This is a genomic window from Bradyrhizobium sp. GW821-FHT13H06, assembly GCF_058803975.1.
The window spans coordinates 546,331-562,475 of the sequence record NZ_JBXAPN010000001.1; the positions used below are offsets into that span (position 1 = coordinate 546,331).

Annotated in this window: 12 protein-coding genes; 5 read left to right on the forward strand and 7 right to left on the reverse strand. The window is 62.5% G+C overall.

Annotated elements, in window-relative coordinates; translation table 11 throughout:
- Positions 1–2 precede the first annotated feature (2 nt).
- From tagF to AC1RQP_RS02660, 7 genes are read right to left on the reverse strand one after another with little or no spacing between them, the layout of a single operon-like run.
- Complete coding sequence (tagF, locus tag AC1RQP_RS02630) at positions 3–704, reverse strand: type VI secretion system-associated protein TagF (protein WP_492935831.1); 702 nt, start codon at positions 702–704, stop codon at positions 3–5.
- A complete protein-coding gene (gene tssM, locus AC1RQP_RS02635; protein ID WP_492935832.1) occupies positions 701–4,252 on the reverse strand; it encodes a type VI secretion system membrane subunit TssM in 3,552 nt (1,183 codons plus the stop codon). The genes tagF and tssM overlap by 4 nt, the downstream gene beginning before the upstream one ends.
- 42 nt (positions 4,253–4,294) lie before the next feature.
- Entirely contained in the window at positions 4,295–5,827 is a 1,533-nt protein-coding gene (tssL, locus tag AC1RQP_RS02640; RefSeq protein WP_492935833.1) for a type VI secretion system protein TssL, long form, read from the reverse strand.
- Positions 5,824–7,161, reverse strand: coding sequence for a type VI secretion system baseplate subunit TssK (tssK, locus tag AC1RQP_RS02645; protein WP_026201979.1), 1,338 nt, complete (start codon positions 7,159–7,161; stop codon positions 5,824–5,826). Before tssK ends, tssL begins: the two co-directional genes overlap by 4 nt.
- Before the next feature lie 47 nt (positions 7,162–7,208).
- Entirely contained in the window at positions 7,209–8,585 is a 1,377-nt protein-coding gene (gene tagH, locus AC1RQP_RS02650; protein ID WP_239623594.1) for a type VI secretion system-associated FHA domain protein TagH, read from the reverse strand.
- Between the two features lie 12 nt (positions 8,586–8,597).
- Positions 8,598–9,137 (reverse strand): DUF6931 family protein, encoded by a 540-nt coding sequence (locus AC1RQP_RS02655; RefSeq protein WP_244430064.1) that lies wholly within the window; start codon positions 9,135–9,137, stop codon positions 8,598–8,600.
- 29 nt (positions 9,138–9,166) lie between these two features.
- On the reverse strand, positions 9,167–11,035 hold the full coding sequence (locus AC1RQP_RS02660) for a type VI secretion system Vgr family protein (RefSeq protein WP_239623592.1): 1,869 nt from the start codon (positions 11,033–11,035) through the stop codon (positions 9,167–9,169).
- Positions 11,036–11,392: 357 nt separating this feature from the next.
- Between AC1RQP_RS02660 and AC1RQP_RS02665 the strand changes: the two genes are divergently transcribed.
- The 5 genes from AC1RQP_RS02665 to tssE all read left to right on the forward strand — a co-directional run bounded on the left by AC1RQP_RS02665 (position 11,393) and on the right by tssE (position 16,144).
- Complete coding sequence (locus AC1RQP_RS02665; protein WP_492935834.1) at positions 11,393–12,706, forward strand: type VI secretion system protein TssA; 1,314 nt, start codon at positions 11,393–11,395, stop codon at positions 12,704–12,706.
- 123 nt (positions 12,707–12,829) lie between these two features.
- On the forward strand, positions 12,830–13,357 hold the full coding sequence (tssB, locus tag AC1RQP_RS02670; RefSeq protein WP_492935835.1) for a type VI secretion system contractile sheath small subunit: 528 nt from the start codon (positions 12,830–12,832) through the stop codon (positions 13,355–13,357).
- Positions 13,358–13,374: 17 nt separating this feature from the next.
- Entirely contained in the window at positions 13,375–14,877 is a 1,503-nt protein-coding gene (gene tssC, locus AC1RQP_RS02675) for a type VI secretion system contractile sheath large subunit (RefSeq protein ID WP_028178525.1), read from the forward strand.
- A 50-nt stretch (positions 14,878–14,927) separates the two neighbouring features.
- Positions 14,928–15,413 (forward strand): Hcp family type VI secretion system effector, encoded by a 486-nt coding sequence (locus tag AC1RQP_RS02680; RefSeq protein WP_028178524.1) that lies wholly within the window; start codon positions 14,928–14,930, stop codon positions 15,411–15,413.
- A 182-nt stretch (positions 15,414–15,595) separates the two neighbouring features.
- On the forward strand, positions 15,596–16,144 hold the full coding sequence (gene tssE, locus AC1RQP_RS02685) for a type VI secretion system baseplate subunit TssE (RefSeq protein WP_345946211.1): 549 nt from the start codon (positions 15,596–15,598) through the stop codon (positions 16,142–16,144).
- The last annotated feature ends 1 nt before the right edge of the window (position 16,145 follow it).

The following is a 16,145-nucleotide window of genomic DNA, read 5'->3' on the forward strand; positions in this document are numbered from 1 at the left end:
CGTCACCCCGTCCCGGATGCTGAACGGCCGAGATCGCCGGTCAGCATTGTGGAATAGTGAAATGGGTCCGGCAATCCGCGGCAAGCGAGCGCCATTGATGGAAAGCCTTCGCCACCCGCGGTCCACCAGAAACTTGCCGCAGCATAGATCTGCGGACTGGCAGCGGAAAGCGCGGCAAAGGACTTGGTGAATGCGTCATCCGCCGAAACCGCTCCGACGGTCGTTGCGCCCAGTGCGATCATTTGCGATCCGTCGGCGATCGGCGCCTGCGGTCGCGGCACCGCGAGACGATCCAGGGCACCCGATATCTGCTCAAAGGTTGAAGTTTGATCCAGGGTCGAAAGCAGGAACGCCTCCGCCTGCCCGTACCATTCATCCTGAGGATCGATGCTCGGCGGCGGCAGTAAGGCGCTTTCGTCCGACACCGCATGCAGCGTCAATGGATAGTACCGCCCCACCCCGTCGAGCGAAGGCATCATTGCCCCCGCCACCGTCGTGCCGCAGATGGCCGCGCCAAGCCAGAATCGCCAGACCGGTGCGGTCAGGAACGCCTGCTGCCAGCCCGGGCCAAGCTGATGACGACTGGCCGACAGCGCAGACTGCACCCATGGCTCCCAGGCTTCCAGGAAGCTGCGCGGGGTGGCGATCGCGATGAAATCACGCTTCGCGCCGATCTTGCCGAATAGCCCACAACGCATGGTCATATTCCGGTCGGGCAACGAAATTCGCGGAGCACCGACAGGTTGAGGGGATTGCGCAACGACCCGGTCGAAATCTGATAGTTGAGCTCGCGCCCCGCGACGATGAAAGTCGCGCTGGCGGTTTCCGCTTTCACCACCAAGGATCCAGCCTCTAGCATCCGGAACAACGACCACGGACCGATGCGCTCGAGCACGGATGGCGGCCCGAAATCGTTGCTGACCGAAATTGCCGTCCGCGGCGACGGACCCGGCCAGAGGATGGTGGTCGGTGTGTTGCTCTGAGGCTGCGGCGGTGGTGGCGGAGGTTGCGGCCCGCCGAACATGGACGAAGCCGTGGGCGGGCCCGGCGTGACCGGGCTGGTGATCGTCGTGCCGCCAATCTCGGTCTTGACCGTCACGCCCGGTCCGGACGCCCCGGGCGGCCGGATCGCGAACGACACCGCCGGCACGCCACCGCCGGTCTGGAAGAAGGCGTCGCGGACATAGGCCGCATTCTGGAACTGCTTCAGCGTGTCGGGCGAGAACGATCGGCCGACGGGACTCTCCTTCCGCCACGTCCAATCTGATCGCGAAGTGTCGGCGTAAGATGCCAGGAACTGGGTGAAGAATTTGTCCATGACGCCGTTCGGGCTGAAAAGCTTGGCGAAATCGGCGAGTGGCACCTCCTGATTGCTGCCGCGGACGAACGGATACCGGTTGGTCACCGTCTGCTGGCAAACCGGCGTGACCTGATCGCGCAGCGCCTGCAGGATCTGTCCGGCAGTCGAGGCGGCAATGCTGCCCTCGAACTCCGCGGCGGCCGCGCGCAGCATGTCGGAGAACGGCGGCGGCATGCGCGAGGCATTGTTGCGCAGGGCCGCAACCTGGCTCTGAAGCGAAGCGGTCGCCTGCGCGGTCAGTTGCGGGTTCTCGACGATCAGAGTCAGATTCTGTGCGATGTCGTTCAGGTTGGCGATGGTCGAGTCGATCGGCCGGCGGGTGCTGTCGCCTTCCAGCACCGCATGATATGGCTTGAACTGCGCTTCGATCGTCGTCCCGGGTGGTCCATCCTGGGCGTTGGTGAACAGTGGCGGCGCGGCCACAGCAGGCGTGGCCGGGTTCGTCGCAGCGTTCGCCGGCTTCGGCCGTTCCTTGGTCAGCATCGTCTCGTCGCGCACCGATTCCAGGATTTGCCGCATCGGTGAGGTCGGCGCCGAAACCGCCCTTAGCACCTCGTATTTCGGCTTGTCGGCGAGCAGTTTCTTCAGACGCAAGCTGCCCAGCGCGGTTCGCCAAGTCGTGACAAACTCGTTGGAATAGATGTTCAAGAGGTCGCCGGCGAGGTTGTCGTACTGCTGGTCGATGACCGACTGCTGGCCGGCATCGCCCAGAACCCAGCGTTCCTTCTTCATGCGCTCCGACAAACCCGGCAGCCGGGCGATGAAGTTCTGCTGGAAGCCGTTATACGTGAAGAACTGGGGCACCCGCACAGCGTCCAGAGGCTGCCCCGTCGTGGTTTCGAACACGACCGCCATATCAGGACCGCCGCGGCGGGCGGCGATCCAGTCGCCTGCAGTCGATGAGCGAGCCTCGGATTTCAGGAATTCGTAGGCGCGCTGCGACACGCTCAGGCGCGCGAGCGAATTCTGCGCCTGCTTGATCAGCCGGCCGTCCAGCTCGACAAGCGGGGGCTGCTCCGTCTCGAGGTCGAACATCGCCGTGAGGTTCTCATCGAGCAGGCGCCGTCCTTCTGCGTTGGTTGCACCGGGATAGAGGTTGTCCTGCCAGTCGCGCTGCATCCAGGAGCGGATCAGCTCGCGGTCCGGCGACTGCAGGCCGCCGAGCATCAGATAGACCTTCAGCGCCTCGTAGACGAACGCAGATTCGTTGATGCGCGCGTTGAGCTGCTCCTCCAAACGATACAGCAGGCGTGGCCTGAACATGCGCTCGAGCGCCGCATGATAGGCCGCCTTGGCGGGCGACATCAGCCGGGCGTGCTGGCTGAGCCCGTAACGGGCCGACAGGGGCACCGACTCGTTGCGCGATCCGTAGCCTGCGGGGGCGTTGCGCAGCCGATAGAGCAGTGGCAACACCTTGTCGAGATCATGATCGTCGATCAGCGTCTGCTTGATGAGAGGCGCCCCGGCGGCTGCATATTCGTTGTCCGCCTGCACACTCTGCGCGATCAAGTCGGAATTGCGCTTGTAGCTGGTCAGCCATCCTGCGATCAGCCCGATCGAGACCAGACCGATCAAGGATAGCGCTGCGGTTTTCAGAATCAGTGCGCGGCGCACCGCCGCACGGTCGGTCGAGACCCAGTCGGCCTCGCCGATGATGACCTTGGAAATGAGATCGGCGAGAAAATAGCTCTTGCCCGTCCCTGAATAGGATCCGGAACCGACCTCCTCCGCGCCGAACGTGCGCGCGAGCGACCCGATCAGTTGGTCGATGGGCGTCCCCTGCTGCGTACCCGAGGTGAAGTAGAATCCGCGCAGGTTCGCGTTCACGTGGTAGCGCGTTGGCTCGAAGATCTGGTTGAGGAAGTCGTGGATCTGGGGCTTGAGCCGCGCCATCTGTGCCGGGAAGCCGAAGAGTTGCACGCGGTGCTGCGGCGTCGGCTCGTCCTGCAGTCGGTCGAGTGTCTCCTCGCTCAGGCGCTCCAGCAGACGGTCGAACTCGACCGGTATCTGTCCCACCAGATTCTGGGTCTTGTCAGCGGTTTGGAATGTCGCACCCCAGACCTGGCGACGGCCGGCCTCGCCGAGATAGGCGAAATATTCGGTGAAGCCGGCAACGAGATCGGCCTTGGTAAATAGCGCGTAGACGGGGAAGCTGACCTTGAGCTTCTGATGCAGCTCGAGCAGGCGCATTCTGATGGCGTCGGCGTGAAGCGCGAGCTCCTGCTTCGGCAGCGTCAGCACGTCCTCGATGCTGATGGCGACCAGGACGCCGTTGATCGGCTGGCGTGACCGGCTCTTCTTGAGGATGTCGAGGAAGGCCAGCCAGCTTTCCTTGTCGGCCTTGGCGTTGGAATCCTGAGTGGTATAGCGGCCGGCCGTATCGATCAGCACGGCCTCCTCGGTAAACCACCAATCGCAATAGCGGGTGCCGCCGACCCCCGCGACCGCAGCCGGCGTCGCGCCGCGTGCGAGCGGAAATTTGAGCCCGGAATTGACCAGCGCGGTGGTCTTGCCGGCGCCGGGCGGGCCGATGATGACGTACCAGGGCAGATCGTAGAGATAGCTCGATTTGTTGCCGCTGGCGGTCTTCAGCGTGGCGAGCGCATCCTTCATGCGCTCCTTGAGAACCGGCTCGTCGCTGACGGGCTGATCTGCCGCGCTGATCCCGTCGGCGATCTCCTTGGCATTCTTGCGCCGCTTGAAGAAGCTGAAGCCGGCGAAGCCCGCCACGGCCGTGACCAGCAGCAGAATCGCGATCTGGCGGATGATGTGGTTCTCGAGCGGATGCCAGTCGCCGAATGCAATGAAGGGCCCTGCGAAATAGATCACGGCGCCGAGCGAGCTGAGCCCGACTCCGTAGAGAATGATGCGGATGATATCCTTGGCAAGCATTGATCGGTACCTGTCGCAAACCGCGTGAGCCGTGGAGCCTGCTTATTCGCTGCGTTCGATGAAGATCTCGACACGCCGGTTCTTGGCGCGTCCGTCAGGCGTCGAATTGGGTGCGATTGGCGCGTCCGCTCCCTTGCCGTCAACGTCGACGCGCGAACCATCGGTCAGGCCGGGCTTCAGCGCGGCGGCAACCGCCTTGGCGCGCTCGACCGACAGCTCGAAGTTCGAAGGAAAGCGCACTGTTCGGATCGGCGAGCTATCGGTGTGACCGACGACCCGGATCCGTCCCGGCTCCTTGTCGAGGGTTGCCGCGACGCGGGCTGCAACCGGCTTGAAGCCGTCGAGGATGGTGGCCTGGCCCGACGAGAACAACGCGAGGTCACAGACCCTGATCACGATAAAGCTCGCGGTCTGGTCCGCAGTCATGGCACAGGCGGTGTTCTCCTTGGCGAGCGCGTTGCGGATGCGCTGCAGCTGGGTGATACGGTCCGGCGGTGGCGGCGGAGGCGGCGGTGGCGGTGGTGCAATGACCTTGCGCTTGAGCTCGATCGGATCGCTGGGATGCAGCGCCAGAGCGACTTCGGCAGCGTTCTCCGCCCGGCCGGCCAGCAGCGTCCGCAGGACGAAATAGGACCCCGTCAATAGCGCGGCGGCCACGGCTGCCACCAGCCAGACCGGAACGCGGAGACGCTGCCGGCGACCGGCCAGCGCCTGCCCCCTCCAGTTGGGCGACAGGTCGCTCACCGTCTTGGGACGGACCCGGCGCAACAATTCGTAGAGGTTGCGCTGGATCACCTGCAGGTTCGCAAGCCCGCCTGCCGATGTACGGTGGATGCCCTGGAAGCCGAGCGCGAGGCAGGCATGCTGCAGTTCGAGCACTGGATAGTTGATCAGCGGATCAACCTTCAAATGGTCGAGGATCTCGAAGAAACGGACACCACCCACACGCTCGCCGAAGAATCGGCTCAGCATGGAATATTGCGTCCAGACGTGGCGCTCATCGGTCGGGATGTGTTGCACGATATCGTCGGCGGTAGCGCATAGGATGTATTTCGCCGTGTTGGCCTGATGCTCGGAGATCCCCGCCGAACGGATATCCTTCTCGAAGAACTTGATCGCATCGGCGACCTGCTCCATCAGACTTGCGAATGACGCGCGCATGAGCGCCACGCGCAACCGGCCAAGCAATTGCAGCAAAGGGCCGGCCGCACGCATCACCGGATTGGCGTTTGGCGCCACCAGATCGTCGATGCGCAACGGCGGTCCGGGCGGCAGCATCCCCTGCTGCACCGGTGCCTGCGCGGGTGTCGATATCCATTCCTCGGCCGGCTGGCTGGTCGGCGCAGCGGCGTAGCTCGGGCGCTGCGGAATGGGAGAAGAGGATGGCGGCGAGGACGGCGCGGGCGCGCCGGGAGACGGCACAGGTGACGGCGAATAGCTTGGACGTGCTGCGGGTCCCTCGCCCGCCGGAGGCTGAGCGGTGGGCGCCGGCGGCAACCTCCCGCCGGGATTGGGACGAATGATCGTCCGCTCGCCCCGACCGAAAGGATTGACCGGCTTGTCCCTATCGCTCATGGCCTGTCTTCCAGGATAGCCCAAAGGTACAGCTCGAGCTCCGGCCAGTCGCCGGAGAAATGCATCCCGATCGAGGCCGCCGTGCTGAACTCTGGCCATAGCGGCGACTTGCGATCCAGATAGAAATAGACGTGATCGGTGATGGCCCGGATGTGCGGCGGCGGAGTCGGCAGGTGCACCAGTGTCAACCCTGGCAAGTTGGCGTGCACGATCTCGTTCATCTTGGTGTTCGGGCCGACCTTGAACAAATGCGGGAAGTCGTTCTGGATCTCCACGAGCGGCCGCCGTGCGGCGACCTCCAGCACCAGGGTCGCATTCCGGAACAGCGCCCGATCGCGGATCGGCGACACGAACGCATTCTGGGCGCGCTCGATGATCTCCAGGCGGATCGCCCGCCGGCCCAGCCGCGCGCTCAGGAAGTCCTGGATGTCGCTCACCAGGGGTGTGAAGATATTCTCGAGATCGTCGTGATCGTACGCCGGATAGTTGCGAGCACGACGTTCTGGTGTGGCAAACGTCGCAAGCTCACCGGCAAACCTCAGCAGCTCCTCGTACAGCCGTTCCGGGTGAACGCTGCCTGAACGCTGGAAATGGGTCAGCACGGGAATGGTCCGGTTCAGCACCTGCAGCACCAGATAGTCGACGCTCTGCAACCCGCCCCCGGACGACGGATCGACCGCGTAACGTGCCAGCTCGTCGAGCTTGGTCTCGACCCAGCCGATGATGCGATTGAGCCAGCCGTCGATGATCGGATGTGCGGCGCAGACCAGCATCGGCGGCACGAACTTGTCGTCGAACAGGATGTTCTTGTCGCGCACTTCCAGAATGCGCGCGATGCCGAGTCCCATGTATCCCGGCTTGCTGGTCTTGCGCAGTTCGAACGACAACCGCGGATAAGCGATGTCGATCTCTTCCTCGATGCGCAGCGCCGAGGTCGAATCGATGAAGGTCTCGGACGTGCGAACATAGCGACTGGCGCTGTCGGTGCGATCCTCATCGACCTCGCGGGTGTTTGGCGCTGCGATCGGCATCATCAGCCAGACGATCTGGCCGGCGGCAGAATCCGGCACCTCGATCGCTTCCGGAATCGGGCTGTCCGCGGGGATGTCGAACGGCGTTCCGTCCGGCATGACACCGGACGCGTTGCGCACCGCGAACTTGCTCTGTTCGGTGAGGTCCTTGTCGATCTCGAGCTGGGCGAATCCCCAGGGGTATGGCGTTGTGTAGCGAACGCGCTTTTCCAGCAAATGTTCGATATAGCGATCGTTCTGCTGCAGATGGTGCGGCCGCAGAAACAGTCCTTCTGACCAGAAAACCTTGCTGTACCAAGACATTCCTACATCCACTCAGCAGCGTTTGGCGACCGCGTGGTCGCCGATAGTCACTTTGAGCCGCCCTTGTCGGCGCGGTCGTAATAGTCCGAAAAATGCAACATGAAAGTATCGATCGGCGCGCTATTGTCGCGGCCGAGATGCGCCTTCCAGCGCGTCAGGAATTCGTCCCAGAGTTTGCCCTTGTTCGAGCCGAACCAGGAGTTTGCGCCGCGCTGAAGCTCGAGCTCGCGCGCCATGAGCGTCGGATCGATGCCGGCGATGAGCTCGTGGACGGCGTGCTGCATCGCCATGTACGTCTTCAACTGATGCGATTTGAGGTCGCCGAAGCCCTGCGCGAAGGCTCGTTGCGCGTCGAGATAGCTGCGCGTCCGCGGCCCGAACAATATGCGCAGGGCCTCTTCCGAGGTCGGCGAGAATTTCAGCGGGTTGTTCTCCACGGCCTGGACAGTCGTCTGGCTGGTGCTGCGGGTCAGCTGCTTGGCCTGAGTTCGCGCCTGCAGCAGCGCCATCAGATTGTCTACGGTCATGCGCAAGATCATGCCGAGCTGTTCGGCGAGCTCCGCGTCGGTCTTGTTGGCAAAGAAATTGTCCGGCAAGCCCGCAGCACGTGCCACCAGCGGCGCGAACTCGGTGCCGCCGACCGGCTTGGCCGCGGCTGGCCCTTCGCTCACCACTTGTGCCGGGCGGGACTGCTCAACGGGTGGCCGCGCGGGCGATGGCGGCGGCTGGACGGGCGCTGTTCCATCATCGGTCCACACCGATGGCCGGCGCGGGGTCGGCATGGCGGGTGGTGGCTCGACCAGTGCTCTCGGCGTCGCAACCTGGCCGGTGGCCCAGCTCATGTCGTCCTGCGCATCGGGCTGGTGCGGAGGCGTCGGCGATGGACGTCGAAACGGATCCACTCCCGGCGCCGGGACGCTCGCGGCCCAATCCAGAAACTCCGGATTGATCGGCCGCGCCGCCTCGCGTGGGTTCTTCAGCTGCTGCGGATCGATCGGCGGCGGCACGTCGCGGTCGGCCGCCCAAAGCTCCTGGTACCCGGCATGCTGCTGGACGGGAGAGACGCGCGGTTGCACCTCGCGGTCCGGGACGCGCCCGCCCGCCTCGTCCTCCAGTGAAACTCCGATGATGTAGTGGCCAATGGTAAGTCGATCGCCGTCGCGCAACCGGTGTGGCCCCCGGATGCGCTGGTCGGTGCCATTGAGAAAAGTGCCATTGGTCGAGACGTCATGCAGCCAATAGGCGCCGTCGCGAAAATGCACCTCGCAATGCTTTCCGGAAATCATCCGTGTCGGATCGGGCAACGTCCAGTCGAGGTGACGGTCCCGGCCAATATCGACCGAACGCCTGCCCGTGACCGAAAATGATACAGGGCCGCCGTCCGGAAGGTTCGGTTCGTTCTCGATATTGAAGCGAAGCACCATCTCATCGTCTCATCAGCGCGGAGGGCGCGGTTCGCCGCGTGCCAATTGAATACCATCCTCCAGGCATGCCGTCATTATCCGGTCCCGGGACTCGCGGGGCAGCCGGCAAAGGGCGATCAGCAGGGCCGCCCGCACCGCGCGCGCGGCTTGGTCGGGCTTGGCCTCGACCGGCGCAAATTCTGCCGGAACCACGCTTCCGCCGGACCATCCGGCCGCCAGCGCCAGCCATGTCGCCGGCTGCTCGGGATCGTTGGCATTGCCGACCGCCAGGGCCTTGTTCCGGGATTGCTCGTCCGGCTGCCGGACCCAGGTCTCCACGAAATTCAGCGACCTGCTGTCGTTGGCGTCGAACTGGTCGAACATCCGTCGCAACGAGCGGCATCCCCAGGCAACCGCCACGCGCCTGGGCAGCAGATAGGCGCAGAAAGAGACGGCTCCGTGCCAATTGCGCGCATCGGTGGCGTCCTGAAGGAAGTCCAGCGAAGGCTTGTCGACTTCGGCCTTGCCGACGTCATGGCGCGCCATGGGATAGGCCTGAAACAGATCCTGCACCGTAGCGAACCGAACCTGGCTCATAGCGGTCAGCCGACAAGAGTTGGCAGGCCGTGGGCGCCCAGCGGGCCCCCGGCTGCAAGTGCCATGGCGCCCTGCGCCGTCATCGCGATCGTCGGCGCGTTGATGACGATACCCGCAGGGGTCAGGATGATCTGGCTGGGGCCAACCTGCAGGGTGATGTTGACGTTCGCCATGAGCGTGATGGTCAGGCCTGCGTTGACGGACTGATCCATCGTCATGGTGATATGCTGGCCGCCCAGCTCGATGTCGAGCTTGTCATTGCCGTTGACGAGTGTGGTCTTGCGGGTGTCACCACCGAGCGCGGCTTCACCGATAGTCCGCGTCTCGGTGTCGCGGACCGTAACGTCGTGGTCCTTCTCGGCGTGCACCGTGATCTTCTCGGAGCCCTTCTTGTCCTCGAAGTTCCACTCGTTGTAGCCGCCGCCCCCCTTGGTGGAGTCCGATTTCAATCCCGCGATCGTCTTCTTGGACGGCAGATCGTAAGGCAGCTTGTATTCGTCGTTATACACCGTGCCGATCACCAGCGGCCGGTCCGGATCTCCTTCCAGGAATTCGACGACCACCTCCTGTCCGACGCGCGGAATGATCTGACCGCCCCACTTCTTGCCGGACCAGACCTGGGCGACGCGCAACCGGCATGACCGCTTTTTCTTCCGGTCCCAGAAGAACCGGACATAGATTTCGCCGAGATTTTCGACGTCGATCTCCTCGCTGGAATTGTCGTCCTTGGTCACCACCTTGGCGGTCTGGACGCCGTTGATCCTCGGCTTCGGCGTCAGCATCGGCGCGCGGAACGGCCGATCGCTCGGCAGAAACTCGTAGCTGCCGAAATAGACGTGTTGGCCGGCGTCGCTCGGGCCGCCAGTGCGATAGGATTCGATCGAGAACGAATGGGTGGCTCGCACCACGAGATATTCGATGTTCTGCGAGTCCTTGTGGTGCTTTTCGAGCTTGGTCAGTCCGCCTGGGAACAGGTTGACCGCGTCGCCGTTGCCGCGCCGCCGCCGGTCCATGGCTTGTTCGGACTGGAGCTGGATCTTCGCGTAACGCTCGCCGTCGGATTTCTCCTTGAACTTGCCTGGATAGTCATAGAATTCCATCTCCGACCGCGTGTAGTGCTCGTTACCCTTAGCGTCGCTGATCATCTGCGCGTTGGGCTTCTGGTAGTTGTAGTCGTTGAGCTCGACCTTGCCGGTCCGAAACTGGCGCTCCGCGACCCATTCGTAGATGTGTTGCTCGCCGCGCCGATCGGCTCCCGTCAGCGGAATGTAGGGTATCGTGGCAAGACCGTTGATCGGGCTGTGCGACGATTTGGAGTCCGCCAACACCAGCGTGTGCTTGCCGCCCTCGTGCTTGAAATAGTAGTAGATGCCGTGCTGTTCCATCAGCCGGCAAACGAAATTCAGATCGGTCTCCCGGTACTGAACGCAATATTCGAGCTTCGGACAGGAGCCCTCTTCGGTCAGCTTGGATTCATAGTCGGTGAAGCCGCGATCGTTGAAGACCTCCTTGATGATGTCGGGCGCCTTCTTGTCCTGCCAGATCCGGCAGTCGGTGGTTCGCGACAACAGCCATAGCCAAGGCCTCAGCACGATCCGATAGCTGAAGTAGTCGTTCTTCACCCCCAGCCATTGGGCTTCCGTGAGAATGCCGCTGAACTCGCGTTCCTTTTCGTGCAGCTTGATGGTCAGCGTACACTGCTTGCCGATCGCGCGGTCGAAGTCGAGATCGGCATCCTCGCTGAGACACTCGATGCGATATTCGAAGAGTTCGCTAAGTCCTTCCGAAGCCTCGTATCCGACGAAAACCAGAACGTCTTTGCCGAGAGGCGTCTTGAGCTCGCAGAGGCGGGTATCCTGGGTAAGCTGGCCCATGTGGGCGTTAACTCCCTCTTCGTCCGCGTGATCGGCAGAAGTGCAGATCAGGCGTCATGCAAGAACCACGGAAATCCCTTCTGCCGCTGACAGGGCCGGCAAGTCCGCCCCGAGGGTGGGTGGGCCTTCTGACGCGCCACGGCAGCCGTCCAAAGAACCACCTCGCCCCTCAAGTATAGTCGCCTCCAAGAGCTTGCCGGTTCACGCGAAACTGTCATGATCGTTGGGGAATGAACCAGGGCCATCATCGATCTGACCTACCAAGGCAATCAGATCGTGATCTTCCCCTGCCCGATCCTCTGGACGACACGGGCTTCGGCACAGGGGCGGATGGCTCAGGAGACGGACGATCCTCGCATGCTCGACGTCGCATCCCTCACCCAGGCCATAGCGGCCGATGATCCCTGCGGGCCGGATCTCGACGCCGCCGGCGACATTCAGTACCTCAATTTTTTCGCAGGTGCGGAATCCCTGCTGCCGATGTCGTATTTCGAGGTCGTCAACGCCAATGGAGAGCGCGGACGATTCGATCCAAAGGCCGTCGATATCGCGGGCCAGTTTGAGGCCGTACGACCCCTTCTGGCGCGCACCCGCGATCTGCGGCTGAACATGCTGCTGGCCAAGTTCTCCATCCTCAACCGGGATCTCGACGGCTTTCTGAATTGCCTGAAGGCGACCACCACGCTGCTGAGGGATCAGTGGGAAGCGGTGCATCCGAGGGCCCAAGACGACGACTACGCTCTTCGGGCCGTCACGATCGAAGCGATCGATGTGTTTCCAACCGTGATCAACCCCCTCCAATTCCTTCCGCTGATCGAAAACCGCAGGCATGGCAGCCTCAATTACCGGGCCTATCAGGTCGCCAAAGGCGAAATTGCGTCCGGCGATCCCGACGCGGGCGGCCCCGATCTAGCGACCATCGAGCGCATCATCGGCGATACGGATCTCGACACCCTCAAGGCCGTGAGTGGCCGGTGCTCGGCGGTCGCGGCTGAAATTTCAGGCATCAAGGCGATCTGGCACGAAAAGTTGAACACGGGTCAACCCATCAGCCTCGATCGAGTCTCCGGAGTCGTAAACGGTATGGCCGCGTGGCTTGCGGGGCTTGTCACGGAGCGTGATCCGGCCGCAGTGGCCGCGCTACCGGACGATGCCGCGCCGGTTGACGCGCAAGCGCCACTGGAAACGACCGGCGCGCTGGCTTCGTCAGCGCAGGCCACCGCAGCACTTGCGGCCGCAGCGGACTATTTTTCCCGAATGGAACCGTCCAACCCGGCGCTGTTGCTGGTGCGCCAGGCGCAGGAAATGGTCGGCAAGTCATTCATCGAGGTGATGCGGATGCTGGTGCCCACCCACGTGGAAAGCGCCGCGATCAACATCGGGCGCGACAAGGTTTTCGACCTGCCGATCGAACGGATGGCGGAGCTCGCCATAACACCCTCGTCCACGGTCGAGAACACATCTCAAGATATTGTTTTTTGTGCAGAAAACAGAACTCAAGCTCTGGGCCTGCTGGCGAAGGTGGCGGCATTTTTCCGAGCCGCAGAGCCGTCCAGCCCGATCCCTTTTTTGGTCGATCGCGCGCGCGATCTCGCGCAGCGAGACTTCCTCAGCCTCTTGAATGACGTCCTGCCCGAGGGGACGCTCAAGACAATCGACAAATCGCATTGAACCCGCTTTTCGCTCGACGGCACTAACAGGACATAAGGAAGCTTGTCGAATGCGAGTTGAGCCGCCTTATCAGCCTGCGTCGCGCAAGTCGGTTTCCAAAGCGATTTTGTAGAGAGGGCAGCCATGGCTACGGACAGCGGTCAAAAATTCATCCGGCGAAACCGCGCACCGCGCGTGCACATCACATACGAAGATCCCTATGACGCCGAGCGGCTGATCGAGCTGCCGTTTGTCATGGGCGTCCTCTCCGACCTTTCCGGCAACAATGCCGGCGTCGAGAAGTCCAAGGTCGAGGAGCGCAAATTCCTCGAGTTCGACATGGACAATTTCGACAACCGCATGGCGGCAATTCAACCCGGCGTGACGACACGCGTGGCCAATCGTCTGGGCGATGCGCCCGACGAGAAGATTTCCGTCGCCCTGCGCTTCAGCAAGATGGCCGACTTCTCGCCGGTGGCGGTCGCCCGGCAAGTTCCAGCCACGGCCAAGCTGCTGGAGGCCCGCGAACAGCTCGCCAACCTGCTGCGCTACATGGACGGCAAGGTGGCCGCCGAGGATCAGTTGAAGAAGCTTCTCAGCGACCCGCAACTGATGGCCGCGCTGCAGGAGCGCGCAGCCGGCCAGCCGACCGAACCCGACGTTGAGAAATAAGGGAAGGACTGGGGACCATGGCAAAAGAAGCTGGTCAGAAAGCAACCGTTACTCAGCTCGGGACCGTCGAGGCTGACGAGTTCGCGACCCTGCTGAAGCAAAGCTTCAAGCCTCGCACCGAACGCGCGGCGACCGAAGTCGAAAACGCGGTATCAACGCTCGTCCAGGAAGCGTTGAAGGATACCAGCGTCATCAAATCCGACGTCCTCGACACCATCGAGGAGATGATCGCGCGGATCGACCAGAAGCTCACCGCGCAGATGAATGAGATCCTCCACGCACCGGAGTTCCAGGCGATCGAAAGCGCCTGGCGCGGTCTGCATTACCTCGTCTTCAATTCCGAGACGGACGCCAATCTCAAAATTCGCGTGATGAACGTCTCCAAGAGTGAGCTCTATCGCAACCTCCGGCTTTACCCGGACGCCCGCTGGGATCAGAGCCCGCTGTTCAAGCAGGTCTACGAGTACGAATTCGGCCAGTTGGGTGGCGAGCCGTTCGGCTGCCTAATCGGAGACTACTACTTCAGCCATCTGCCCACCGACGTGCAGTTGATGCGCGATCTCAGCAAGATTGCCGGCGCGGCCCACGCCCCCTTCTTCGCCGGGGCCGAACCCACGCTGATGGGAATGGATTCGTGGACCGAACTGTCCAATCCGCGCGACATCGGCAAGGTGTTCGACACGCCGGAATATGCGGCTTGGAAGGGACTGCGCGACCAGGATGACTCACGCTATCTCGGTCTCTGCATGCCGCGGGTACTGGGTCGCCTCCCCTACGGCGCCAAGTCCGAGCCTGTGGAGGAGTTCGCCTTCGAGGAAGAAACCGACGGGCATACCGGCGACAAATACGGCTGGATCAACGCCGCCTACGCGATGGCAGTCAATATCAACCGCGCCTTCAAGGAGTTCGGCTGGTGTACGCGCATCCGCGGTGTGCAGTCCGGCGGCGAGGTCATCAACCTGCCGACGCACACGTTCCCGACCGACGACGGCGGCGTCGACCTGAAATGCCCGACCGAGATCGCCATTAGCGATCGTCGCGAGCACGAACTTGCAAAGGCGGGCCTTATCCCGCTGATCCATCGCAAGAACACCGACAAGGCGGCCTTCATCGGTGCGCAGTCGCTCTACAAGCCGAAGAAGTATTTCGGCGAGAAAGGCGTGGATGCAACCGCGTCCGACAACCTATCGTCACGTCTGCCCTACATGTTCGCAGTGTCTCGCTTTGCGCACTATCTGAAGTGCATGGTTCGCGACAAGATCGGATCCATGAAGGAGAAGGATGAGCTGACGGTCTGGCTGCAGACCTGGATCAACGAATACGTTGATGCCAATCCAGCCCTGTCGTCAGAAGCTCAGAAAGCGCGCAAGCCGCTGGCCGCTGCGAAGGTTGAGGTCATAGCAAACGAGGAGAACCCGGGATACTACAACGCACGCTTCTTTCTCCGTCCCCACTTTCAACTTGAAGCGATGGACGTCGGCCTCAGCCTCGTCTCGCGCCTGCCAGGCCCGAGCTCCTGACGTCACGTCATCGCGACCGTCACTATCAAGATTTTTGAGAGGATTATGCTATGGCTGTCGATATTTTCTTGAAACTCGATCCGATCAAGGGCGAATCGAAGGACGACAAACATCCTGACGAAATCGATGTCTTGAGCTGGTCTTTCGGCGAAAGCCAGACCGGTACATTCCACAGCGGATCCGGCGGCGGCGCCGGCAAGGTCAGCGTCCAGGATCTCCACTTCACGCACTTCGTTGACAAGGCCACGCCGGAACTGTTCAAGGTCTGCGCGAACGGCAAGCACATTGATACCGCGATCCTCACCGTTCGCAAGGCCGGCGAGAACCCACTGGAATATCTCAAGATCGAGATGAAGCACGTTCTGGTCACCAGCGTGTCGACCGGCGGATCGCACGGCGAAGAGCGTCTCACCGAGAACGTGAGTCTGAACTTCGCGAAGGTCAAGATGACTTACAAGTCCCAGACGGAGAAGGGCGCCGCCGGCGCGTCGCCGACCTTCGGCTGGGACGTTCCTGCCAACAAGGAATGGGCTTGATCTACGGCTCCTCGTCTGGCGCCGGTTACCGATAGCGGAAACCGGTGCCATGCGACGCGATCCCGCCCGCACCTTTCGGGCTATCCCGGTTTTCGGGCTGGACGTTTGATCACGGCAGGTCACGCCGGACGCCAATTGCCGCCCCTGAAGCTGCATATGCGCCGGCCGACATGGGGACCGGAATGACGCTTACGCCAAAAAAGGATCGGCTTTCTCCACCGCTCATGCTGGCCTTTCGCGCGGCTCACGAGGCACGTGATGCGCGCAAGGAGCTCAATCTGCGCGACCAGTCCGGTGAACGGATCATCGCGGGCCGGCGCAGCACCGGACGCCATCCGATCTCGGAAACATTGTTGCGGCGCGAGGTCTCCCATGACCTCGAAACGCTCCTCAATACGATCGCTCTGGAATCGACGCTGGACATGACCGGCCGGGATTGCGTGCGAATGTCGATCCTGAACTATGGCTTTCCCGATATTGCCCATCGTTCGATCGACGAGGTCACGGACGATGAACTCAGCGACGCGCTGCGCGAGACCCTGACGACTTTTGAGCCGAGGCTCGATCGCAAGACGATCCGTGTCCGCCGTGACGGCTCGGTCGGCCCTGAGCAGCTCAAGCTGCGCTTCATCGTTCACGCCGACATGAAAGCTGAACCGCTCAACGTTCCCGTGGAATTCGTCGCCGACGTCGAGCTCGACAGCGGCGATATTCAGATCAACCGACTTTAGC

Bases quoted from the DNA above. Each gene is read 5' to 3' on its own strand.
- tagF (WP_492935831.1), bottom strand. From the start codon at position 704: ATGACCATGCGTTGTGGGCTATTCGGCAAGATCGGCGCGAAGCGTGAT.
- tssM (WP_492935832.1), bottom strand. From the start codon at position 4,252: ATGCTTGCCAAGGATATCATCCGCATCATTCTCTACGGAGTCGGGCTC.
- tssL (WP_492935833.1), bottom strand. From the start codon at position 5,827: ATGAGCGATAGGGACAAGCCGGTCAATCCTTTCGGTCGGGGCGAGCGG.
- tssK (WP_026201979.1), bottom strand. From the start codon at position 7,161: ATGTCTTGGTACAGCAAGGTTTTCTGGTCAGAAGGACTGTTTCTGCGG.
- tagH (WP_239623594.1), bottom strand. From the start codon at position 8,585: ATGGTGCTTCGCTTCAATATCGAGAACGAACCGAACCTTCCGGACGGC.
- AC1RQP_RS02660 (WP_239623592.1), bottom strand. From the start codon at position 11,035: ATGGGCCAGCTTACCCAGGATACCCGCCTCTGCGAGCTCAAGACGCCT.
- AC1RQP_RS02665 (WP_492935834.1), top strand. From the start codon at position 11,393: ATGCTCGACGTCGCATCCCTCACCCAGGCCATAGCGGCCGATGATCCC.
- tssB (WP_492935835.1), top strand. From the start codon at position 12,830: ATGGCTACGGACAGCGGTCAAAAATTCATCCGGCGAAACCGCGCACCG.
- tssC (WP_028178525.1), top strand. From the start codon at position 13,375: ATGGCAAAAGAAGCTGGTCAGAAAGCAACCGTTACTCAGCTCGGGACC.
- AC1RQP_RS02680 (WP_028178524.1), top strand. From the start codon at position 14,928: ATGGCTGTCGATATTTTCTTGAAACTCGATCCGATCAAGGGCGAATCG.
- tssE (WP_345946211.1), top strand. From the start codon at position 15,596: ATGACGCTTACGCCAAAAAAGGATCGGCTTTCTCCACCGCTCATGCTG.